This window comes from Glaciecola sp. 1036 (genome assembly GCF_050306235.1).
Classification (GTDB): Bacteria; Pseudomonadota; Gammaproteobacteria; order Enterobacterales; family Alteromonadaceae; genus Glaciecola.
In genome coordinates this window covers 52,990-75,006 of record NZ_JBLWFH010000012.1, presented here as the reverse complement: position 1 = coordinate 75,006, position 22,017 = coordinate 52,990, and the positions used below count along the sequence as shown (strand labels likewise).

Annotated in this window: 19 protein-coding genes; 11 read left to right on the top strand and 8 right to left on the bottom strand. The window is 41.5% G+C overall.

The features are described 5' to 3' along the window. Positions 1–516: 516 nt before the first annotated feature. Entirely contained in the window at positions 517–1,128 is a 612-nt protein-coding gene (locus ACNKW3_RS15870) for an RraA family protein (RefSeq protein ID WP_427400302.1), read from the top strand. A 33-nt stretch (positions 1,129–1,161) separates the two neighbouring features. On the opposite strand, the gene ACNKW3_RS15865 is transcribed toward ACNKW3_RS15870, so the two are convergent. The 5 genes from ACNKW3_RS15865 to ACNKW3_RS15845 form a co-directional block, all read right to left on the bottom strand. Continuing rightward, a complete protein-coding gene (locus ACNKW3_RS15865) occupies positions 1,162–2,295 on the bottom strand; it encodes a hypothetical protein (RefSeq protein ID WP_427400301.1) in 1,134 nt (377 codons plus the stop codon). A gap of 27 nt (positions 2,296–2,322) precedes the next feature. Beyond that, the gene (locus ACNKW3_RS15860) at positions 2,323–3,324 is read right to left on the bottom strand and encodes an isopenicillin N synthase family dioxygenase (RefSeq protein ID WP_427400300.1); all 1,002 of its coding nucleotides are present in this window, start codon (positions 3,322–3,324) and stop codon (positions 2,323–2,325) included. Between the two features lie 91 nt (positions 3,325–3,415). Then, complete coding sequence (locus tag ACNKW3_RS15855; protein ID WP_427400299.1) at positions 3,416–4,195, bottom strand: ABC transporter permease; 780 nt, start codon at positions 4,193–4,195, stop codon at positions 3,416–3,418. After that, complete coding sequence (locus ACNKW3_RS15850; RefSeq protein WP_427400298.1) at positions 4,179–4,940, bottom strand: ABC transporter ATP-binding protein; 762 nt, start codon at positions 4,938–4,940, stop codon at positions 4,179–4,181. Before ACNKW3_RS15850 ends, ACNKW3_RS15855 begins: the two co-directional genes overlap by 17 nt. A 3-nt stretch (positions 4,941–4,943) precedes the next feature. After that, the gene (locus ACNKW3_RS15845; protein ID WP_427400297.1) at positions 4,944–5,948 is read right to left on the bottom strand and encodes an ABC transporter substrate-binding protein; all 1,005 of its coding nucleotides are present in this window, start codon (positions 5,946–5,948) and stop codon (positions 4,944–4,946) included. Positions 5,949–6,433: 485 nt separating this feature from the next. On the opposite strand from ACNKW3_RS15845, the gene ACNKW3_RS15840 reads away from it, so the two are divergent. From ACNKW3_RS15840 to ACNKW3_RS15820, 5 genes are read left to right on the top strand one after another with little or no spacing between them, the layout of a single operon-like run. Beyond that, positions 6,434–7,630, top strand: a complete 1,197-nt coding sequence (locus ACNKW3_RS15840; RefSeq protein WP_427400296.1) for an amidase — start codon at positions 6,434–6,436, stop codon at positions 7,628–7,630. Next, positions 7,614–9,185 carry a gamma-glutamyltransferase family protein gene (locus ACNKW3_RS15835; protein ID WP_427400295.1) on the top strand — a complete coding sequence of 524 codons (1,572 nt, stop codon included), beginning with the start codon at positions 7,614–7,616 and terminating at the stop codon, positions 9,183–9,185. The genes ACNKW3_RS15840 and ACNKW3_RS15835 overlap by 17 nt, the downstream gene beginning before the upstream one ends. A 23-nt stretch (positions 9,186–9,208) precedes the next feature. Beyond that, complete coding sequence (locus ACNKW3_RS15830) at positions 9,209–10,027, top strand: sulfite exporter TauE/SafE family protein (protein ID WP_427400294.1); 819 nt, start codon at positions 9,209–9,211, stop codon at positions 10,025–10,027. Positions 10,028–10,036: 9 nt separating this feature from the next. After that, on the top strand, positions 10,037–11,263 hold the full coding sequence (locus ACNKW3_RS15825) for a pyridoxal-phosphate-dependent aminotransferase family protein (protein ID WP_427400293.1): 1,227 nt from the start codon (positions 10,037–10,039) through the stop codon (positions 11,261–11,263). Next, positions 11,256–12,488: an allantoate amidohydrolase gene (locus ACNKW3_RS15820; RefSeq protein ID WP_427400292.1), complete on the top strand. Its 1,233-nt coding sequence runs from the start codon at positions 11,256–11,258 to the stop codon at positions 12,486–12,488. Before ACNKW3_RS15825 ends, ACNKW3_RS15820 begins: the two co-directional genes overlap by 8 nt. Before the next feature lie 53 nt (positions 12,489–12,541). On the opposite strand, the gene ACNKW3_RS15815 is transcribed toward ACNKW3_RS15820, so the two are convergent. Continuing rightward, a complete protein-coding gene (locus ACNKW3_RS15815) occupies positions 12,542–13,531 on the bottom strand; it encodes an adenosine deaminase (protein ID WP_427400291.1) in 990 nt (329 codons plus the stop codon). 236 nt (positions 13,532–13,767) lie between these two features. Here ACNKW3_RS15815 and ACNKW3_RS15810 point away from each other — a divergent pair, with 236 nt between their 5' ends. After that, a complete protein-coding gene (locus ACNKW3_RS15810; RefSeq protein WP_427400290.1) occupies positions 13,768–15,099 on the top strand; it encodes an NCS2 family permease in 1,332 nt (443 codons plus the stop codon). A gap of 38 nt (positions 15,100–15,137) precedes the next feature. On the opposite strand, the gene puuE is transcribed toward ACNKW3_RS15810, so the two are convergent. Together puuE and ACNKW3_RS15800 are read right to left on the bottom strand one after the other, a co-directional pair. Continuing rightward, positions 15,138–16,043 (bottom strand): allantoinase PuuE, encoded by a 906-nt coding sequence (gene puuE / locus ACNKW3_RS15805; RefSeq protein WP_427400289.1) that lies wholly within the window; start codon positions 16,041–16,043, stop codon positions 15,138–15,140. A 9-nt stretch (positions 16,044–16,052) separates the two neighbouring features. Continuing rightward, positions 16,053–16,697 carry a TetR family transcriptional regulator C-terminal domain-containing protein gene (locus ACNKW3_RS15800; RefSeq protein WP_427400288.1) on the bottom strand — a complete coding sequence of 215 codons (645 nt, stop codon included), beginning with the start codon at positions 16,695–16,697 and terminating at the stop codon, positions 16,053–16,055. Positions 16,698–16,894: 197 nt separating this feature from the next. On the opposite strand from ACNKW3_RS15800, the gene xdhA reads away from it, so the two are divergent. The 4 genes from xdhA to uraD are packed head-to-tail and all read left to right on the top strand — an operon-like array spanning position 16,895 to position 22,008. Continuing rightward, positions 16,895–18,343 carry a xanthine dehydrogenase small subunit gene (xdhA, locus tag ACNKW3_RS15795; RefSeq protein WP_427400325.1) on the top strand — a complete coding sequence of 483 codons (1,449 nt, stop codon included), beginning with the start codon at positions 16,895–16,897 and terminating at the stop codon, positions 18,341–18,343. Next, the gene (gene xdhB / locus ACNKW3_RS15790; protein WP_427400287.1) at positions 18,336–20,678 is read left to right on the top strand and encodes a xanthine dehydrogenase molybdopterin binding subunit; all 2,343 of its coding nucleotides are present in this window, start codon (positions 18,336–18,338) and stop codon (positions 20,676–20,678) included. Before xdhA ends, xdhB begins: the two co-directional genes overlap by 8 nt. After that, positions 20,675–21,505 carry a xanthine dehydrogenase accessory protein XdhC gene (xdhC, locus tag ACNKW3_RS15785; protein ID WP_427400286.1) on the top strand — a complete coding sequence of 277 codons (831 nt, stop codon included), beginning with the start codon at positions 20,675–20,677 and terminating at the stop codon, positions 21,503–21,505. Before xdhB ends, xdhC begins: the two co-directional genes overlap by 4 nt. Beyond that, complete coding sequence (uraD, locus tag ACNKW3_RS15780) at positions 21,502–22,008, top strand: 2-oxo-4-hydroxy-4-carboxy-5-ureidoimidazoline decarboxylase (RefSeq protein WP_427400285.1); 507 nt, start codon at positions 21,502–21,504, stop codon at positions 22,006–22,008. Before xdhC ends, uraD begins: the two co-directional genes overlap by 4 nt. Positions 22,009–22,017 lie beyond the last annotated feature (9 nt).

Genomic DNA, 22,017 nt, shown 5'->3' with positions numbered 1-22,017 from the left:
CCTTTATATCCCGTTGAGAAGAGCATCTTGCGTGCCAAAACTTGACCACATGGTCTAATTTTAAAATTTGATATGTTACAATTATGTTAATAGAAAAATACGATTAAATGACTGGTCTAAATTTTTACTATATTTTTCATGCGGTTAATCTGCACGTCTAAATTTTGGACAACGAAAAAAGAGAAAATAAAAAGTGTAAAAAAGATCACTTTTTTCTCAAAAAAATGAAAAATAAAGCTTCTTGATTATTTCCATTCACTAAACAAATGCACCAGAATCGAACAAGATGCGATAAAATAACGACCAAGTTGCCCTATTATTGGGTTTTGACTTTTTACCGGGTTTCACTACTTTTGTCGCTTTTTCGATAACAAATCAAAGAATTTAACTTGATAGTTGAACAAAATAGAAATTCCATCATTATGGTGTATGGTAATTTATCTTAGAAATGGCATATAAACATTTGCCAATAAAGCAATACTCTTCAATATGACAAATAATTAAAAGGGGAAATATATGGATCTTGATTTTAACTCGGTGTCTACCTGTGAGTATGCTGATGCTTTGTCTCGTGACCAATTCATGGATTATAAGATCCATTGTTTGTATCAACCCGCGGGCAAAATATCTGGGCCTGCGTTTACGGTAAAATGCGCACCAGGCGATCATTTGATGCTACACGCCGCAATCTATCGTGCCTCACCTGGTGACATTATAGTTGTAGAAGCTGATGATCAGTTTGCAGTTGCAGGCGGAAATGTGTGTGCCATAGCCAAAGAACGAGGTATCAAAGGTTTTGTAATAGACGGCGTTGTGCGTGATATCGGTGAGATCCGTGAAATGCAATTTCCAGTGTTTGCTTTAGGCGGAATGCCTAAATCTGCTGGCAAAAAAGTCGTTAGTCCTCTAAATCAGCCCGTTACTTGTGGAGGGGTTACTGTTAACCCAGGCGATATAATTGTAGCGGACGAAGAAGGTATTGCTTGTATACCAAAAGATAAAGTTGAAGAAGCCTATGCAGTAGCAAAAGATCGAGCTATTAAGGATAGTGTTCCTTTATCCGAATGGCGCGATAAGCACTCTACCAATGTTGAAAATATCCTAGAAAAACTTGGATATAAAGACTAGAGCCTTAAAACCTTTCGCTATGCCTTGACGAATTTAATCGAGAGGCATAGCTATCAGATTATGCAATTTAGCAATAGAAGGCAATGCTCTTTCCTGCTGATAAAACAGTCTATTCAATCTTCCTAATAAATTCACTGAGCGTGATGGATCATGTGCCTTAGTGCGATGTTCACTGCTGGTTTCCAAAAATTCCCAAGGTTGTAAGTTTAAATGTTTAATCCACTCGTCTGTAATACCTTGGGCTTTCATGGTATTGAGAATGCGTTCTGTTTTACTAGCAAAGATTGGTTGGATCACTGGCGCATAAATGCTCTCGATAGGAGAACTCACTGCTTGTAGACTATGATCAATGGCTTGCCATACAAAATCATGGCTATAATGCTCTCCATTCGGAGCAAAGTATCCCATGACTTCCCATTCAAGCTCAGCATTGCTAACAGCAATCGAGCTTTTAACTTCTCTAGAAAATGATAAATCAGGATTTGCACCTATATTATACGCATCCACTGAGAATGCTAAGCAAATCACTAAATCGCCCATTTTTGTAGGATTACGATACAGCATTTCAAACGCAGCTCGTTTTACCCCCATCCAACCATAAATTCGACTCGGTTGCTCTATAAAGGCTCTAACATCATCAGGTAGGTCTTCGCCGTACTTATTGACCATTAATGGCAGGGGCGATTCTTCTAATAACTCGTTGGGTAACCAAACTTCATACTCTTGTCGGTTATCCGCCTTGCCTCGGCTTTTAATCCCATAGGATAAATTTATTGGTCGGCATATATCGCGATCTTCATCGACCCGATGAAAATATTCACTGCGCATACGTTTAATGAAAGGTGCATCTAGGCCTGCCATAGCAGCGGTTGGATAACGATAACCAATATCACTATGCTCAACCAAACTCAAACCGGACACTTCGGCACATAAAATGGCTTTAATACTCTGCATAAGAGTATAGTTTGGAATAATAATACTTCGTTCAGGTTCTATGGTTAATCGCTCGCCTGTTTCAGTAATAAATTTAGGCGTTTTATTAAATACATAGTCCTTTAGCCCTAAATTTAGTACCGCCTCGTAGCGGTAGCGGTCTAGCTCACAGAATAGAGTATCGTGATCACGAATATGTTTGAATAGCGGGCGCGTTTCAGTACTCATTGTCATAGGTTAAACCATTTCCTTTTACTTTCATTAATATCCTTTGTCTGCTGCAGTGAAATTAGCTTGAATACGTTGATTTAGAAATTCTTCAGCACTTATTGGTGCATATTTACTTTTCGGGCCTTGAATAATTTGTGATTTATTTGCCTGGCAGAAAAAAGCAATAGATTGACGGCTACCACAATATTCTCCTATTTTCGGCATTCTCACACGGTGCAAATTAGATTGTAGAACATCATCGCTCCAACGCGTTAACATGTCGCCAATATTACATGTAATTACGTCTTTCAAGGGTTCAATACTGGTCCAACGCTGGGTATTTGCTTCTTTGCCTGGGCAAACTTGCAAGCCACCGTGCCCTTGATGTTGAAATAACAGGGTTAAACAATCAAAGTCAGTATGCGCGCCAGCACGCCAAATATTTCCCTGCTCTTTGACTGGTTGGGTCGGGTAATAATGTAATAAACGCAAGGTACTTTGATAGTCAGGTGCTTTCGGGTCATGCGCTTTGGTAAAGAAGTCAGTAGCAAAGCCAAGTTTATCTGCAAAACACGAAAGTACCTGCATACCTAACTGCCATGTTTTCGCTTCAAAATCTAACATTATCGCCTGAAATTCAGCAATTTCACTTTCGTCAGGCCACAAGTCTTGCATAAAAGGTCGAGTGATTTGATAGGATTCCTTTTGATCAGCTGTACCAGTACTTGGGCGAATTTGGCTAAGCGATTCCCACCCTACATTCGAACCTTTTGGGCGAGGATATTTTGCTTTTATCTCTTCCGGTAGCGCAAAAAATTGCTCCGCAGTTTTAAACGCTAAGTCAATGTCGGCTTGGGCAATACCATGATTTTTTAATTGGAAGAAACCAATTTCAGTCGCCGCTAACCATAGCTGTTCAGTAATTTCTGCTTTTCGCTCTGCAAAATTACTTAGATCAATAATTCGTACTTCTCTGTCAGTAGCATCTTCGCCCACGGTGCCATAGGTGGACTCGCGATTTAATTCTTCTAAGCTGTATTTTGTTGACATCATTTTCTCCTGTTAACTCGGCTTACAAACCGAAAAATAAGAGCAATGACCCAGCCAATTGACCTGCCTGCTTATACTCTGTTGCAAATAACTATTAGTTTTCACTTGGCATACTCCAAGGAAACCACCAAGCTTGGATCCATTGAATACTTTTAAATAAGAGTAAACTCACGCAAGCTAAAAATATCAATCCCGCAAATGCTTGGGGGATTTTAAAAAAAGAGGTTGAGAATTGAATAAAGTATCCAAGCCCTTCTTCTGCTGCTACAAACTCTGCAACCACAGCACCAATAATTGCTAAAGTAATGGCTACACGAAATCCACTGAAAATATGCGGTAATGCATAGGGCATACGTATTTGCCAAGTCTCTCGATAACGAGGAGCTTGCAGCGATCTGCTAAGTTCAATCAATTCTTCTGGTGTATCTAACATACCTGTCGTGGTAGAAACCACGACTGGGAAAAATGTAATCAAACAGGTGATTAATATCCGAGAGCTATCTTCTGTACCTAGAAGCACTATGATTAAAGGCGCTACAGCCACTACAGGGGTTGATTGAATCACCACTAAAAACGGGTATAAAATTCGTTTTATCAACACTGATCGCATCATGATTATTGCCAAAGGAATACTCACTGCTACCGAAATAATAAAGCCTAAGAACGCCACCCTTAAGGTTGCCCATAAATGCCCAAGCCAACGGCTAAATTCAACGTCTAGAAAGGCTTGCCATATTACACTGGGGGCAGGCAAAATATATTCGGGAATCTCACCCCACTGGCATGCCAATTCCCACACCAAGACCATGCTGAACCAAAAAGTCCAAGGCACTATTAATCCAATGAAGCTGTTTAATTTATGCGGTTTCTGCATAAATAAGCTCCCTAACCTCTGCCGTTATTTTTGAAAATTGTGGCAGCTCTATGGTTTTGGTTGTGCGAGGTCTTGGTAAATCGACCTCAATAATTTTCGCTACTGTACTCGGACGCTTACTCATAATGACAATACGATCTGCAAGTAAAGCAGCTTCTGAAATAGAATGGGTAATAAACAAAACAGTTTTAGGCTGAGCTTTCCAGATGTCTAGTAAATCAAACCCGATTTGTTCTCTTGTCAGGGCGTCTAAAGCACTAAAGGGCTCATCCATGAGTAAAATATCTGGATTTAACAATAAGGCCCTAACAATGCCCACTCGCTGTTGCATCCCTCCTGACAGTTCATTTGGCATTTTATCTGCAAAGGCTGATAGGCCTGCCATTTCAAGTAGGTCAAAGGCGCGTTTTTGCTGCTCTTTGCTATAACGCCCATATTTATGTTTTAACGGAAACAACACATTTTTAATCACACTTAACCAAGGTAATAAGGTTGGCTTTTGAAATACAATTCCCACATCTTCTCTTGGTTTAGTGACCTCTAAATCGAAAACTTTGACTTTCCCACTAGTGGGCATTAATAAACCGCTAACCATACGTAATAATGTTGATTTACCGCATCCAGAAGGTCCTACTATGGCGACAAATTCGTGTCGTTTGATAGACAAATTTACGTTTTGAATGACTGGACCTTGCTGTGGATTAAAAGTATGACAAACACCATTAAGTTGTACGCAATTTTGCATAAACTACTGTCCTTGAGTTCGTTTCTCACTTAATGAAAAGTCAGGCACTACAGTAGCAGGATCTAATGCATCCACAGATAATTCATTGGCTTTTGAAACATATTGCCAGGTTGTGTTAAGTCTATCTTTAGTATATTTGCCAAATCCATCCCGTTCTGTCACAAGATTGAACACCAAATTGTAGCTGGATTCTACTTGCCCTTGAGCAACTTCAGGATCGACTTCAGGTACCAAATCATGCACGTTTCTGGCCGCTTGTGCAGGGTTTTCATAAGCAAACTTTATGGCTTTGGCGAACGCTTCGCTAAACCGCTGAACCATTTCAGGGTCGGTGTTAATCAGTTTTTCTGAAGCTATCAAAGAAGAACTGTACAAGGATAAACCTTTTTCCGACCAAGGCATGACTCTAATTTTTTTGCCCGCTGATCTGGCTTGATCTTGATACAATGCAGTATTAGTGGTCCAAGCGATAATGGCATCTACTTTTTTCATTAGCAACATTGGGCCTAAAGCGCCATTATTGGCTTTTATTAACTGTATTTGAGAAGCATGTAAGCCATTTTCTTCTAGCACCAATGGAAGAAAACCATTGGATGAAGTAAAGGGTGAGGTTGCAATCCGTTTGCCTGCTAGTTGAGAAATATTGGTTAATTTACTTTCTTCGAGGATGTAAAAAGCATGGGGAGCTTGAGTAAAATAGGGTAACACGGCTTGCGCTAATACCTCGCCTTGCGCTTTTGCTGCCATTAACGAACCAATGTCAGCAAAGCCAAATTGCGCTTGTCCAGATGCTACACGGGTAATGGAATCTGTAGAGCCTCGTCCAGTTAACACCTTTACTTGGAACCCTGCTTGCTCAAAAAATCCTTGCTGAATCGCAACATAGACGGGACTTTTATCACCGCCAGGCAACCAATCTAATTGAAACACTATGGGTTGTTTTGCAGACACTGCAGGTATGTGTAGGAATATGAATATTGCAATGACTTTGCATACTTTTAACAACATAAAGAATGGTGACCTTTTAAATATCAAAATTGAATAGTTTTAAATAAACGCGCTTCCTTGCCATAAATCCTCTGGTAAGTTAGCAATCTGCACGCCAAAACGCATTTTTGATTAATTTTATTCCGCTTATTTCAAGTTAATTCCCTGTAATTGCGGAATATTGACCAACTGGTCCAATTTTTTATTTATTGGACAGAATCAAGTCGACATTCCGAACAATGCCATTGATTGCTTTAATTAGGTGCAAACATTCAAAAAAGGTGCATTTAGCTTAGCACTTGATACCAATTCGCTATTTGTTTGGGTTCAAACAAATCTAAGCCTTTAATGGTTAATAAACTTAGCATTCAAGTGTTTAAACACTTGAAACTTCATCTGTTTAAATTTACTCTTTATAAGCTGACCAATTGGTCAGATTTTTGCTTTATTTCTTCAACCAATTACATCAAATAAAGCGCCCTTTAGTCAGGAAGTTCAGAAAAATAATGTCAGTCAAAATATCAGATCCCTTTGTGACTCGTGAGTTCAGTCCTCAATTGCAGGCTATTCGAGCGCAATCTTCGACATTGAGCGGTTTGCGTTTAGCGGTTAAAGACCTTTTTCATATCGCAGGGCTCCCAACGACTGCTGGAAATCCTGATTGGCAGAAAACGCATACAATACCTACTACCACCTCTTCCGCAGTAGAAAAGTTAATCCTGAATGGCGCCGACTATGTGGGAAAAACTATTACGGATGAAATTGCTTACAGCCTGAATGGGCAAAATATCCATTATGGTACCCCGACCAACCCAGTGACACCTGATCGTCTACCAGGAGGCTCATCATCGGGTTCTGCTACAGCTGTATCTTCTAATCAGGCTGATATAGGATTGGGTACAGACACTGGCGGTTCCATTAGAGTTCCAGCAAGCTATAACGGCTTGTTTGGACTTAGACCGACAATAAACAGTATAAGCATGGACAATATGGTGCCTCTAGCCCCTGGTTTCGATACTGTTGGTTGGATGACCAAAAGTCTTTCCCAACTTAGTCAGGTAGCAAATGTAATGTTTGAGCACCAAATTGCTCAAAAGGTAGATGGAAAAATTGCAGTAGCTAAAAATTTGTTGGCCTTGGCGGAACATCAATCAGCAATACAAGAAAGTATTGAGGGAATAGCAAATGCGTCGGATGTAACCTTTAGCAATATTACGATTGATGTTGAAGGCTATAATATCAGCGAAACATTTAGAATATTACAAGGTGCTGAGATCTGGCAGCAGCATGGTGAATGGATTACCCAATGTAAACCTCAATTTGCTCCTGACATTCAACAACGACTAGATTGGTGTAAAAGCATTGAACCTGAGCAAATAGAAAGCGCTAAGTCTGCGCAAATTAGATTTCAGCAAAAATTAAACGAATTGATGCAAAATGTAGATTGTATATTGCTTCCAACTACCCCTGGTTATTCACCATTGCTTTCAAGTTCAGCAGAAAATTTAGCAAAGTACCGCAATCATTTAATGAATTTAACAGCAATTGCTGGTTTAACTGGAAGACCACAACTACATATTCCGCTATCGAATACTGAATTTCCTTGCGGTTTTTCTCTTTTAGGCAAAGTATCTGAAGATTTAACACTAATTGATATAGCAAAATCTATATTGGAATTTATCCCCTATGCAAAAAATGACTAAATTTGGCTTTACCGCTCCGCATCATGCAGCAGCGAAAGTCGGAAACGACATACTTGAACAAGGCGGCACCGCAATTGAAGCTATGGTAGCAGCTGCGGCTTCCATTGCGGTAGTTTATCCGCATATGAACGGTTTAGGTGGTGATGGGTTCTGGTTGATTAGTGAACCCGGAAAAGATCCAATTGCAATTGATGCCTGTGGCGTTGCAGCTCAACTTGCATCCCTCGACTATTATGCCCAAGAGCAGCAGATTCCGAGTCGAGGTCCTAAAGCAGCTTTAACCATGGCCGGTGCGGTAGCAGGCTGGCAAAAAGCCTTGGATATTAGTGCGAATTGGCAATCTTCTTTGCCACTAAAGACATTATTGCAAGGCGCAATAACGCAGGCATCAGAAGGTATAGAAGTAACACAGAGCATGGAGGATGCCAGTGTAAAAACCTTTGAAGATTTATCCGGAAATGTTCACTTTAGTCAATTCCTAAATAAAGGTAAGGTGCTTAAAAAAGGGGATACAGTCGTTTTAGCTACCTTAGCTAGCACATTATCTCGATTAGCTGAGGTGGGACTAGATGATTTCTATCAAGGAGAAATTGCCCAGCAATTAGCCAATGATCTTACAAAAGCAGGCTCTCCTATTCGTTTAGATGACTTTCATCAATATCAGGCAAAGCTGGTCACGCCGCTAAATGTGAGCACTAGTTTTGGCAAGATTTATAATCTTCCGGCGCCTACGCAAGGGGTTGCTTCATTATTAATTTTAGCGCTGTTCGATAAAGTTAAAGACCAAGCAACAAATGAGACTGAGTTTGTACATCTGTTGATTGAATGCACCAAACAAGCCTTTATTGCACGCAATCAATATGTGACTGACCCTAGTCGTTTGAGTACAGATTTACAACAGTTGCTGAGTGACCAAAGTCTGGATGACATGCTGACCAATATAAGCGTTAAAACCGCGCTACCTTGGCCATATGAAGCCAAACACGGCGATACTATTTGGATGGGTGCTTGTGATAATCAAGGGCGCATGGTGAGTTATATTCAAAGTTTGTATTGGGAATATGGCAGCGGTGTAGTGAGCCCCTCTACAGGTATTGTTTGGAATAACAGGGGAACATCTTTTTCCCTTGAAAAAGATCATTTACAGGCTTTAGCACCAGGTTTAAAACCTTTCCATACCCTGAATCCAGCGTTTGCTGAGTTGACTGATGGTCGTCGACTAAGCTATGGCACCATGGGGGGGGAAGGCCAACCACAAACGCAAGCTGCCCTGTTCTCTCGATTTATTTATCAAGGTAAATCCTTGCAACAATCTATTGCATTGGGACGATGGTTATTAGGTAGAACTTGGGGAGACCAAAGCCATAATCTTAAAATTGAATCAGATCTCGCCACAGAAGTTGGACAAGCGCTTATAGAAAAGGGTCACGATATGGTGATTGTAGATGCTTGTAACGAACTCATGGGACACGCTGGTGCTGTAATTTTAGATACTCAAGGCAATGTTGACGCCGCTACTGATCCTAGGAGCGACGGTCAGGCATTCACGTCTTAACACTTATTTGGAACGATTTAACCATGGATTTTATTTTAGAAAATTTCACCACCATTATCGGCTTAGCTGGAACTGGCGTGTTCGCTGGTTTATTAGCAGGTCTATTGGGCGTTGGCGGTGGAATAGTGATTGTGCCTGTGCTTTATTTTCTATTCCAAGCTTTAGGTGTGTCACCTGAAACCGCTATGGTAGTGGCGACTGCTACTTCTTTGGCTACCATAGTACCCACCTCGATTAGCTCTATTAGAGCCCACAACGCAAAAGGCAATGTGGATTTTGACCTGCTAAAAAAGTGGGCACTATTTATTCTCATCGGCGTGCTTATTGGTAGTTATTTGGTGACTCAAGTAAACGGGCAATGGCTCACCATTTTATTTGGCGTTATAGCGACACTTTCGGCGATCAATATGATCGTAGGTCGAAAAGATGCCATTTTTAATGGACTTCCTGGACGTGTTGGTCAAAGTATAATGGCCGCTTGCATAGGATTATTTAGCTCTATGGTCGGCATAGGCGGTGGAACCCTTACAGTGCCCACCCTAACTTTTTGCAATTACCCTGCGCATAAAGCAGTAGGCACTGCAGCTGCGGTTGGATTAATTATCTCGTTACCAGCCGCCCTAACGCTTCTAGTGGCAGGCACAGCACCTGAAGACGCACCTTTTGGCACCTATGGGTTGGTCAACTTAGTAGGCTTTATATGTATTGTACCTTTAACAGTAATATTCGCGCCTATAGGCGCAAATATTGCCAGTAAGTTAGATGCTAAAATGTTAAAGCGTATCTTTGCAATTGTCCTCATTATTACTGGGCTTCGTATGTTAGCTCAAGCTTTACTCTAGGATTCACACATGAAAATACTATCCCCTCCTCCTCGTTTATTGATGGGTCCAGGCCCTATCAATTGCTATCCACGAGTGTTAACAGCAATGTCAACACAGTTGGTTGGGCAATATGATCCTGTCATGACAGGCTATATGAACGAAGTCATGGATTTGTATCGAAAAGTATTTAACACCACCAACAAACAAACACTCTTGATTGATGGTACATCCAGAGCTGGCATTGAAGCAGTTTTAGTGTCTTGTATTGAGCCTGGAGATAAAGTGTTAGTGCCAATTTTTGGCCGTTTCGGGCACTTACTGGCAGAAATTGCTGAGCGTGCAGATGCCGATGTTCACACTATCGAAGTGCCTTGGGGTGAGGTGTTTGAACCAGAACAAATAGAGCAAGCTATCAAGCAAGTCAAACCTAAAGTTTTGGCAGTGGTACAAGGTGACACCTCTACAACCATGTTACAACCTTTAGAAGCGCTGGGTGAAATCTGTCAAAAACACGATGTCATTTTCTACAGTGATGCAACAGCTTCAATTGGCGGCAACCCGTTCGAAACAGATGCATGGGGTTTAGATGCGGTCTCAGTGGGGTTACAAAAATGTTTAGGTGGTCCCTCAGGAAGCGCCCCAATTACGTTAAGTGATCGTTACGTGGATATGGTACGAAAACGTCATCATGTAGAAGCTGGGATCCGTGATGCACACCACACAGACGCCAAAGGCAGTCGTATTCGGTCAAACTATTTTGATTTACCCATGATTATGGATTACTGGGGCGAAGAAAGACTCAATCACCATACCGAAGCAGCATCAATGCTGTTTTGTGCTCGCGAATGCGCAATCAACCTACTAGATGAAGGTCAAGATGCGGTCATTAAACGTCATCAATTAGCTGGTGATGCTATGTTAGCTGGTGTAAAAGCACTTAACTTAAAACCTTTTGGTGACCTTTCTCATAAAATGACCAATGTAGTAGGCGTTTATATTCCTGACAACGTGGACGGCGAGGCTATTCGCAGTGAAATGCTACTGACTTTCAATATTGAAATTGGCACCAGTTTCGGACCTTTGAAAGGTAAAATTTGGCGTATTGGCACCATGGGGTATAACGCTCGCATTGATGCTGTTCTCAATACATTACAATCACTAGAGTCTGTGCTTCGACGAGCAGGTCATAAAATGCCTTTAGGCGAAGCAGTTGATGCCGCTTTAGCTGTATACGCTGGAACTGCCCATGCTTGATTTCGCATCTCTAGCTCAGTTAACCATGGAAAGATGTGATAGCCTTGGCGCTATCAGTCAAAACGCTAGTTTTATTGATCGACGATATTTGACAGCCGAGCATATGCAAGCAAATGCCTTAGTGACTGAGTGGATGCAACAAGCCGGCATGACTTGTTGGCAAGATCAGGCAGCCAATTGCTGGGGTCGATATGTTTCGTCTAACCCAGATGCTAAACGCCTTATCATTGGCAGTCATTTGGACACAGTACCGAATGGTGGCCGCTACGATGGCATGATGGGCGTGTTGGCGCCTCTAGCGTTAATTCATGGCTACCATGAAAGTGGTATAGCTTTGCCTTTCCACGTTGATATCGTCGGGTTCGGTGATGAAGAAGGAACAAGGTTTGGTTCAACGCTATTAGGAAGTCGAGCGCTGACAGGTAATTGGCCAGACCAATGGGAGCATCTTGCTGACAGCAATGGCATTACCGTTTCGGATGCTTTAGCAACTGTTGGACTGGATTTTCATCAAGTAAAGAAAGCGGCACTGCCCAAGGAAAATCTACTCGCCTTTCTTGAATTACATATTGAGCAAGGACCTGTATTAGAACAACAAAATCTACCCGTAGGCGTAGTCACAGCTATTGCCGGAGCTCGCCGCATTGAATTTACTGTTACCGGAATGGCGGGTCATGCAGGCACAGTGCCAATGCACATGCGACAAGATGCCCTTTGCGCCACTTCGGAAATGATTTTAATGGTAGAAAAACTCGCCAAAGAAGGCGGTGTTGTTGCTACTGTAGGAAAAGTTCTAAACAAGCCTAACGGCGTCAATGTAATTTCAGGACAAACCGTATTTACCCTTGATATACGCAGTGAAAATGACGAACAACGTGACAATGTTTTAGCAGATATTCAACAACACGTCAGCGAAATTGCAAATAAACGAGATGTAAATATAAGCCAGCGAGAAACCCACAATGCAGATGCAGTAAGCTGCGACTTAGATTTACAACAAGTACTATCAACTGCCATTAGCAAAACTGGCTATCGGCCGTTGCATCTTGCTTCAGGCGCAGGTCACGACGCCATGGAAATGGCCAAATTATGTCCTATGGCGATGTTATTTATGCGATGTCACAAAGGCATCAGCCACCATCCAGATGAGTCTGTTTTGGAAGTTGATGTGAAAGTTGCTTTAGAGGTTCTTAATAACACCCTAGTCGCACTTTCCAAATCATAGCGTTTAATTCATCCAATTGTTCGCAAACTACCCCAAGCCCCTAATTTCGTGTTCTAAAGCTTAGCAATCCATTTTTGCTTAATATCATCTGGTAAAAAGCTGGCTTCGAAACCATTAATGATAAGCTGTTTCAATTGCGACTCAGTCATGCCTAAATGCTCATAAAGTGCTATAAAGTTTTCATTCATGTAGCCACCAAAATAACTGGGATCATCAGAGTTTACTGTCACTTTTAAGCCTTGTTCTAAGAGTGATAAAATATTGTGCTCTTCCATCTTATCGATAACGCAGAGTTTTAAATTACTTAATGGGCAAACGGTCAAGGCCATTTTGTCTTGCTTTAATTTTTGCATCAATGCTTCATCTTCTTGGCAACGAACGCCATGATCGATGCGGTCTACCTTTAAGAGGTTTAGCGCTTGCCAAATATATTCGGGAGGTCCCTCTTCACCTGCATGTGCAACAAGGTAAAAACCTAAAGATTTAGCTTTTTCAAACACCTTTTCAAACTTGCTTGGTGGGTTACCTAATTCTGATGAATCTAACCCAATCGATTGAATATATTGATAATAGGGTTGCGCAGCGGTTAACGTATCAAACGCATCTTCTTGGCTCAAATGACGCAAAAAGCTCATGATTAGTCCAACTGACATGCCCCACTCTTTCTCAGCCTGCTGAATAGCCTTGATAAATCCAGGCATAAAAATATCGAAGCCAACTCCCCTTTGGGTATGAGTTTGAGGGTCAAACATAATTTCACTGTGCACTATATTCTGTTCGCGACAGCGAGTTAAATATTCCCACATCAGTTGGTAAAAGTCGTCTTGATTCTTTAGCACATCTGCGCCCTGGTAATACAAATCCAAAAAGCTTTGTAAATCTTCAAACTTATAGGCGGCTTTTATCTCTTCTACTGAAGCATAAGGTAGGGTTATTTTATGTTTGTTAGCCAATTTCCACATAAGCTCAGGCTCAAGTGTACCTTCAATATGTAAATGTAATTCAGCTTTTGGTAAGGCTGCAATCAGCTTTTTCAACGACATTCAATTGTCCTTAAAGTAATAATTTTGCACCAAAATCGTTCAACCATATTGTTAATTTTAATTATCTTATGGCAAGTTAGTTATTGCCAGCGTTCGAAACTTCATTAAAAACACTTATTTCTTGGCGCTTTGGCGTTTATTGGTACAAATTAGCACAAATTAGACCATTTGGTCAGAATATTGCTTAATGTCCAAGTTAGTCAAATCAATATGCCCAAAAATAAGAGAATAAAATTATGGCAGTCAATGTTTTAGAGCGAATTTTTCATCTCAGCGCCCATGGCTCAAACGTTAAAAATGAAGTCATTGCTGGCCTTACAACTTTTGCTGCCATGTCTTATATATTGGTAGTCAATCCAAGCATATTAGGATTAAGTGGAATGCCGGTTGCTGGATTGATTACAGTCACCGCCTTAGCTGCATGTATTGGTACATTGCTAATGGCTGCATTTACTAATTATCCCATCGCACTGGCGCCAGGCATGGGACTAAATGCGTTTTTTACCTTTACTATCTGTATGACCCGAGAAATCTCTTGGGAAGCGGCACTTGGTATTGTTTTTTGGAACGGTGTAATTTTTCTGTTGCTAACACTTACAGGAGTACGCACTAAAATAGCTGAAGCTATTCCACCCGCTCTTAAAATTGGTGTTCAGTGTGGAATTGGGCTTTTTATTGCCTTTATTGGACTTAAAAATGCTGGCTTAGTGGTCGACAATCAAGCGACTTTTGTCACTATAGGTGACTTATCTTCGGCCCCAGTTCTATTGGCGCTAGCGGGAATATTACTCACCATAGTGTTAACTATCAAAAACGTCACTGGCGGTATTTTAATTTCCATCATCGTTTTGACCTTGGTTGGAGCCTTTGTCCCTGTAGAGGAAGGTTTCCTTACACCAGTTCCTGACGCTGTAGTAGGTGCTCCAGAGCCAATTTCTGATACCTTTATGATGATGGATATTTGGTATCCCATTGAGCATTTTGCAGAAACTTGGGATCTGATATTCGCCCTGATGTTTGTGAACATGTTCGACACTATAGGCACGCTTATCGGCGTTAGCCGCCGTGCAAATCTGTTAGATAAAGACGGCAAACTACCTAAAATTGGCCCAGCTATGAATGCTGATGCTGCCGCTAGTATTGCTGGTGCTGCTATTGGTACTTCTCCAGTTACAAGTTATGTAGAGTCAGCCGCAGGGGTTTCAGCCGGAGGCAGAACAGGATTAACCGCTGTTGTAGTAGCTCTCTGTTTTATACTCTCACTATTTTTGACGCCACTGATGAAGGTCATCCCGCTTATGGCCACTACACCAGCCTTGGTAATGGTGGGTATTTTAATGATGGATTCTATTCGCCTGCTAGACTTTGACGATTTAGGCGCGCTTGCCACGGCTACTGTTGCTTTGATAGCAATGCCACTGACGTTTAGTATCAGCGAAGGTATTGCCTTAGGATTTATTACCTATGTGGGGATAATGTTAGGTTGTGGACGATTTAAACAAGTTAGTTTAATCACCTATTTATTAGCCGCCGTTTTCATTCTCAGGTATATTTTTGATCTAAAATAAGCCAGCTTGGATGTCCAAAGAAATTTGGACATCCAATTCTACAGTTCTTCAAATGGAAAATGATTGATCCAATGCTCAGCAATTTGTTCTCTTGTGGCAAACCAAACACGATCATGACTTTTCACGTATTCAATAAAGCGCTTTAGTCCTGCAATTCGCCCAGGACGACCAACTAACCGACAATGTAGTCCAATAGATAACATCTTAGGTTGCTCTTTGCCCTCTTCATACAAGGTATCAAACGCATCCTTTAAATACTGAAAAAAGTGCTCACCTGTGTTAAAGCCTTGGGGCGTTGCAAAACGCATATCATTTGTATCTAAGGTGTAAGGCACTATCAATAATGGCTTGCTGTAGTTGTGCTCATAATAAGGCAAATCATCTGCATAAGAATCAGCGCAATACATAATATCATCACGCTCTGCAATCAGTTTTAACGTATTTGGACTTGTGCGCCCAGTATACCAACCGGCCGGCTTTTTACCGGTCAATTGTTTGTGTAACAGTATAGATTCATCAATCATCTTTCGTTCAGTGTCGATATCCATATGCTGGAAATGAATCCACCGCATTGCATGACTGGCAATTTCCCATTCTGCATCAAGCATGGCCTGTACTGCTTCGGGATGCCGCTGCATGGCCATAGTTACACCAAACACTGTGGTCGGAATCTGATGTTTAGTCAGCAAGCGGAATAACCGCCAAAACCCTGCTCGACTACCATATTCATAAATGGATTCCATGCTCAAATGGCGATCTTCGTAAGCTTCTGCTCCTACAATTTCAGACAGAAATTTTTCAGAAGCGGGATCCCCATGCAAAACACAGTTTTCGCCCCCTTCTTCATAATTCAGTACAAATTGCACCGCAATTTTAGCATTATCAGGCCACTTCGGATGAGGTGGAGTTGCACCGTAACCAACTAAATCTCTTGGGTAACTCATAGTTTTCTCTTATTTGTATTGGGCAGGTACTTGTAAACCGCAACCTGTCAAAATTACATCAATCAAGTGTTGGGTTGCTTTTTCAAAATCGGCTTTTTGCATTTTCTTATCTCGTAGCCGAGTTATTTGGGTTGAAAAATCAGCATAGTGCTGAGTAGATGCCCATATTTGAAATAACAAATAATGCGCATCCACATTTTTCATTTTGCCAGCCGCAATCCATTGCTCTATAACTCTGACTCTTTGCGTCATCCACTGCAAATGTTCTTCGTCAAAATACCCATCCAGATTGGGTCCACCGTTAATAATTTCCATGGCAAAAATTTTCGATGAAAGAGGATGGGTTCTGGAAATCTCCATTTTTTCTGAAATATAGGCAGCGAGGGTCTCTGCAGGGTCATCATCAGGAGAAGCTAAATCAAAGCGAGAATTCCACAATTTCATGGTGCGCTTCAACACTGAGGTGTAAAGGTCTTGTTTGGTTTTAAAATAATAAAGCACATTGGTTTTTGGCAGTTTTGCAGCATCTGCAATTTGTTGCACACTAGTTCCTTTAAAACCGTTTTGAGCAAAAGCTTTTTCAGCGGCGTTCAGAATAATTAATTTATTTCTTCCACCGACTTTTTGGTCGTCGTCACGCTTATTTTTAGTCATATATTTTGTGATTAATAATTTTTGTAATCTTAATTACTTATGATGCATAGTGCCATAAAACGCTAGGCTAGCAAAAATGTTTATTTTAAAAGATTAGACCTCTTTTTCTGACCATTTGGTCTAGTTTTTGAATGGGATTTTGACATACAATGTATATGATGTGATAAAAAGACAATAATTTGAGGCAGAAAGACTCCATGATTCGATTTTTACTCAACAAGGATATTGTTGAACTACCTGATTATCCAACAGATTTAACGGTATTGCAGTATCTGCGAGAGTATCGTAAGACAACAGGTACTAAAGAAGGCTGCGCTGCGGGTGATTGCGGTGCATGCACGGTTGTCGTCGCAACTGTTGCACCAGATGGAAACAATTTGCACTACAAAACCATTAATGCTTGTATTGCTCTGCTTTCGTCAATTAACGGCAAACAACTTATCACTGTTGAATATTTGGCAACTGAGCAAGGCTTACATCCTGTTCAACAGGCGATGGCTGATTTTCATGGCAGTCAATGTGGGTTCTGTACACCTGGCTTTGTTATGTCTCTATTTTCCCTTTATCACAACCAAGTAAACCCGAGTAGAGAAGATATTTTACACGCACTTTCGGGCAATCTATGTCGCTGTACTGGCTATCGTCCTATCATTGATGCGGCTCTATTTGCTTGTGAAAAGCCGAAAAAAGATCGCTTCGATCAACTTGCGCAACAAACCATTGAAACCCTAAATTCCTTAGCAGAAAAACAAAAGGCTGATTTAGCCACATCAGGTTTGATGCTTCCCAAAGATCGAGAGTCATTAAGATTGTGCATAGAAATGCACCCAGAAGCGCCTTTGCTTGCTGGCGGCACAGACTTAAGCTTGGAGATAACGCAAAAACTAAAATCATTCGAGCACATTATTAGTTTGTTTGAGGTTAGCGAATTAAAACAGATTGAAATTTATGCTGACTACATACAGATCGGCGCTGCAGTTTCTCTATCTGAAATGTCGGGAACCTTATTGCAGTATTTCCCTCAATTGAAAGATGTATTTTACCGGTTCGCTTCTTTACCTATCCGCAATCAAGCGACACTTGGGGGTAATGTGGCTAATGCCTCGCCTATTGGAGACATGCCACCAGTTTTAATGGCATTAGGCGCTTCCGTTATCGCAGACAATGGCATAAATGAGCGCACCTTACCCTTGAGAGACTTTTTTACCGGCTACCGTTCAACTCAACTAGCAGACGATGAATGGATATCAAAAATAGAAATACCATTACTGACAAAACACGCAAAGTTAGCGGCCTATAAGATATCCAAAAGAATGGAAGATGATATCTCCGCAGTTTGCGCCGTTTTTAAAGTAGAAGTTAGCGATGAGGGTCTAATAACCAAGCTAGCGACGGGTTTCGGTGGTGTGGCAGCAACTCCCATTAATTGTCCAGCGTTAGAAACCGCTCTCGTTGGAAAAAACTGGCAGGATAAAGCCATTGTAGAAATTGGCAAAGAGATTCTGCTTAATGCGTTTACCCCCATTGATGATGTTCGCGCGAGTGCCCAATATCGTAAAACAGTGTTAAGTAACTTGTGGGAAAGGTTTTGGCTGGAGCAACAACAAGAGGTTATTTTTAAGACTCGGGTGATTGACCATGCGTAAACTGAATACACCCGCTAAATTAGCTGATACCACACAAGCAAAAACAGCGTTGAACCGCGTGAATAAACATGAAAGTGCCGATCGGCAAGTGAGTGGAAACGCGCGTTATGTAGACGATATGCCAGAACCTAGTTCAATTGCACATGCGGCTGTGGGTACAAGTGAAGTTGCACGAGGGACTATATCCCAAGTGATTTTAGACGCTGTGCTTGCAAGTCCTGGCGTAATTGACGTTATTACATCAAAAGATATACCTGGTCACATAGATATAGGCCCTGTTTTTGAAGGGGATCCTGTATTAGCTGATGGTGAAATCAAATTTTATGGACAAGCCATATTTGCTGTTTTGGCTGATACAGTCAGCAATGCCCGTCGTGCCGCTAAACTTGCGGAAGTAACAATATCCCCGTTAGAGCCCGTGTTTAAAGTAAGTGATGCATTGGCTTTAGAGCGCTTTGTGCGCCCTAGTCATCGAATGTTGCAGGGAGAGGTTGACAGCGCATTGCAAAATGCGGAACAGGTGGTAAATGGCCATCTGAACATCGGTGGTCAAGAACATATGTATTTAGAAGGCCAGGTGTCAATGGCGATTCCCGAAGAAGAAGATCGCATGACCATTTATACGTCTAGCCAACATCCTAGCGAAGTGCAAAAGCTGGTCGCTGAAGTTTTGGATATAAAACTACATCACGTTTGTGTGGATATGCGACGCATGGGCGGCGGATTTGGCGGCAAGGAAACACAGGCCGCACAATGGGCGTGTTTAGCCGCGGTATTAGCCCATCGAAACAAGCGTGCTGTAAAATTACGTTTACCACGTCAACAAGACATGGCAGTTACCGGTAAACGCCACCCATTTGAGAATAAATATAGCGTGGGATTTGGCGCCGACGGAAAAGTGACAGCTGCGAAGATTGAGATTAATGGCGATTGTGGTCACTCCCCTGACCTATCTGAAGCCATAGTCGATCGCGCCATGTTTCATGCGGACAACAGTTATCACCTTGGCGAAACCGATATAATCGGCCATAGGTTAAAAACAGACTTTGTTTCACACACCGCCTATCGCGGCTTTGGTGGTCCTCAAGGTATGATCATGGGCGAAGCCATGATGGACGCAATTGCACGTAGACTGGGTGAAGATCCCCTTACTATTCGTAAACGCAATTTATACCAAGACAATAAAAATCAACTAACACCATACGGCATGCCAATTGAAGATTTTTTCTTGCCCGATATGTTAGAAAAATTAGAGCAAGATTGTGCATACTGGCAGAGACGTGATCAAATCAAAACCTTCAATCAAACCAGTCCGATAATCAAAAAAGGACTGGCCTTAACGCCGGTAAAATTTGGGATTTCATTTACTGCCAAACATCTAAACCAAGCAGGCGCATTAGTGCATGTATACACCGATGGCAGCATTCAGGTAAATCATGGCGGAACAGAGATGGGACAGGGTTTACACACCAAGATTGGGCAAATTGCGGCTCAGGAATTTGGTGTCGATCTTGAAGCTATAGAAGTGACTTCTACGCGTACAGACAAGGTCCCTAACACCTCACCTACTGCTGCTTCTAGTGGCACAGATTTAAACGGGAAAGCAGTGCAAAATGCTTGTATCACCATCAAGCAACGATTAATTGAATATTTCGCTGAAACCACTCAACAAAGTCCTGAAAACGCCGTTTTTATCGACAATAAACTGGTATTGGGTAAACAGGAAATAGGCTTTGTAGAATTAGTCCAACAAGCCTATATGGCCCGCATTTCCTTGTCTTCAACTGGCTATTACAGAACACCAAAGATATTTTATGATAGAGAAACAGGCAAAGGTCGACCATTCTTTTATTTCGCGTTTGGTGTTGCTTGCAGTGAAGTAAGCATAGATACCCTCACTGGGGAATACTCTGTTGATCGAGTAGATATTCTGCATGATGTTGGTAAAAGCATAAACCCGGCCATTGATATTGGCCAAATTGAAGGTGGTTTTATTCAAGGTATGGGTTGGTTAACCACAGAAGAATTGAAATGGAATGATCAGGGTAAGTTAATCAGCGAAAATATGGCGACCTATAAAATTCCAGCCATAGGTGATACTCCGCCTATTTTCAATGTTGGGCTTTACGATAGACCAAATTCAGAAGACAGTATCTATCATTCAAAAGCCGTTGGCGAGCCACCTTTCATGTTAGCTATATCGGTTTGGTGCGCATTAAAAGACGCCATATCGAGTTTAAGTGACTATACAATAGATCCTGAATTACACACCCCTGCCACACCAGAAAGAGTACTCAACGCGGTAACGGCGGTTAAAAAGGATGTAACACTATGAGACCTAATAGATGGTATGAAGCCTTGCATAAATTCGAGCAACAAGGACGAAACTATGTGATAGTGACTTTGTTGCAAGTTGCTGGCAGTACTCCGCGTAATACAGGCACTAAAATGATTGTCAGTGATGATGACAGCATAGATACCATTGGCGGCGGGCATTTGGAATTTGAAGCAATTAGAACGGCCAGAGACTTATTAGCGCAAAGTAAACAGACCACTAAAACCGAAACATTTCCTCTCAGTAGCAAGCTTGGGCAATGTTGCGGCGGTGCAGTGAAACTACTCTATGAAGTAAGAGTAAATCATGGCCAGCATCTTGCTATTTTTGGTGCTGGGCATGTGGCTCAAGCCTTGGTACCCATATTGGCGCAATTACCTTTGCAGATTCATTGGATAGATAGCAGAGAAGACTTATTTAATGCTAAAACTACACCAGCAAACGTCAATATTATTGTCGAAGAAAGTCCTGCTGAAGAGACCTTATTATTACCGAGGAATACCTGGCTTATAGTGTTAACCCACAATCATCAACTTGATTTCGATATTGTGCACAATGCCCTTAAACGAGACTGTTTTTCCTATGTCGGCATGATAGGTTCACAAACTAAAGCAAAACGCTTTGTGACAAGGCTGACTAATAAGGGCATTAGCGCTTCTCAATTAACTAATTTTATTTCGCCCATAGGTGACCTTTCAATCCCGGGGAAAAGGCCAGTTGAAGTTGCCGTATCTATAAGTGCACAAATAATAAAACTGTTACAACAAGCTGATAAGCAGCAAGCTGTTGATAATGCAAAAATCAGTACGGTTGAGGCCAACATATGACCCTAAAAGAACTGAACAAGCTACATACCAAAGATGCTATTCACTGGTTTTTACAAACCTGTGGTGCAACTCAATGGGCTTACGCTATGGCGCAAGCTAGACCCTTTGCTTCCATTGAAGACGTAATAGCGATAGCCAAGAAAATCTGGGCTGAGATGAATAGTGAGGATAAATTGGAAGCCTTTGCCGCTCATCCAATGATAGGAGATTTATCCAGTCTGCGCGAAAAGTACGCCAACACAAAAGAAATGGCGAGTAACGAGCAATCTGGCACTTCAATCGCCGATGAAGCCACCCTGAATGCGCTTCATAAACTTAATCACGACTATTTAGCCAAACACGGGTTTATTTTTATTATTTGTGCCACTGGATTATCGGCCAATACCATGTTGGAAGCATTACAGAAACGCCTTCCCAACAGTACAGAACAAGAAATGAATATTGCTGCAGAACAACAAATCAAGATCACCTTGTTGCGCATCAATAAGGGACTATCACATTAGGATTAACCA

Bases quoted from the DNA above. Each gene is read 5' to 3' on its own strand.
- ACNKW3_RS15865 (WP_427400301.1), bottom strand. From the start codon at position 2,295: ATGACAATGAGTACTGAAACGCGCCCGCTATTCAAACATATTCGTGAT.
- ACNKW3_RS15845 (WP_427400297.1), bottom strand. From the start codon at position 5,948: ATGTTGTTAAAAGTATGCAAAGTCATTGCAATATTCATATTCCTACAC.
- ACNKW3_RS15850 (WP_427400298.1), bottom strand. From the start codon at position 4,940: ATGCAAAATTGCGTACAACTTAATGGTGTTTGTCATACTTTTAATCCA.
- uraD (WP_427400285.1), top strand. From the start codon at position 21,502: ATGACCCTAAAAGAACTGAACAAGCTACATACCAAAGATGCTATTCAC.
- ACNKW3_RS15815 (WP_427400291.1), bottom strand. From the start codon at position 13,531: ATGTCGTTGAAAAAGCTGATTGCAGCCTTACCAAAAGCTGAATTACAT.
- ACNKW3_RS15800 (WP_427400288.1), bottom strand. From the start codon at position 16,697: ATGACTAAAAATAAGCGTGACGACGACCAAAAAGTCGGTGGAAGAAAT.
- xdhC (WP_427400286.1), top strand. From the start codon at position 20,675: ATGAGACCTAATAGATGGTATGAAGCCTTGCATAAATTCGAGCAACAA.
- puuE (WP_427400289.1), bottom strand. From the start codon at position 16,043: ATGAGTTACCCAAGAGATTTAGTTGGTTACGGTGCAACTCCACCTCAT.
- ACNKW3_RS15840 (WP_427400296.1), top strand. From the start codon at position 6,434: ATGTCAGTCAAAATATCAGATCCCTTTGTGACTCGTGAGTTCAGTCCT.
- ACNKW3_RS15855 (WP_427400299.1), bottom strand. From the start codon at position 4,195: ATGCAGAAACCGCATAAATTAAACAGCTTCATTGGATTAATAGTGCCT.
- ACNKW3_RS15870 (WP_427400302.1), top strand. From the start codon at position 517: ATGGATCTTGATTTTAACTCGGTGTCTACCTGTGAGTATGCTGATGCT.
- ACNKW3_RS15830 (WP_427400294.1), top strand. From the start codon at position 9,209: ATGGATTTTATTTTAGAAAATTTCACCACCATTATCGGCTTAGCTGGA.
- ACNKW3_RS15860 (WP_427400300.1), bottom strand. From the start codon at position 3,324: ATGATGTCAACAAAATACAGCTTAGAAGAATTAAATCGCGAGTCCACC.
- ACNKW3_RS15820 (WP_427400292.1), top strand. From the start codon at position 11,256: ATGCTTGATTTCGCATCTCTAGCTCAGTTAACCATGGAAAGATGTGAT.
- ACNKW3_RS15825 (WP_427400293.1), top strand. From the start codon at position 10,037: ATGAAAATACTATCCCCTCCTCCTCGTTTATTGATGGGTCCAGGCCCT.
- ACNKW3_RS15810 (WP_427400290.1), top strand. From the start codon at position 13,768: ATGGCAGTCAATGTTTTAGAGCGAATTTTTCATCTCAGCGCCCATGGC.
- xdhA (WP_427400325.1), top strand. From the start codon at position 16,895: ATGATTCGATTTTTACTCAACAAGGATATTGTTGAACTACCTGATTAT.
- xdhB (WP_427400287.1), top strand. From the start codon at position 18,336: ATGCGTAAACTGAATACACCCGCTAAATTAGCTGATACCACACAAGCA.
- ACNKW3_RS15835 (WP_427400295.1), top strand. From the start codon at position 7,614: ATGCAAAAAATGACTAAATTTGGCTTTACCGCTCCGCATCATGCAGCA.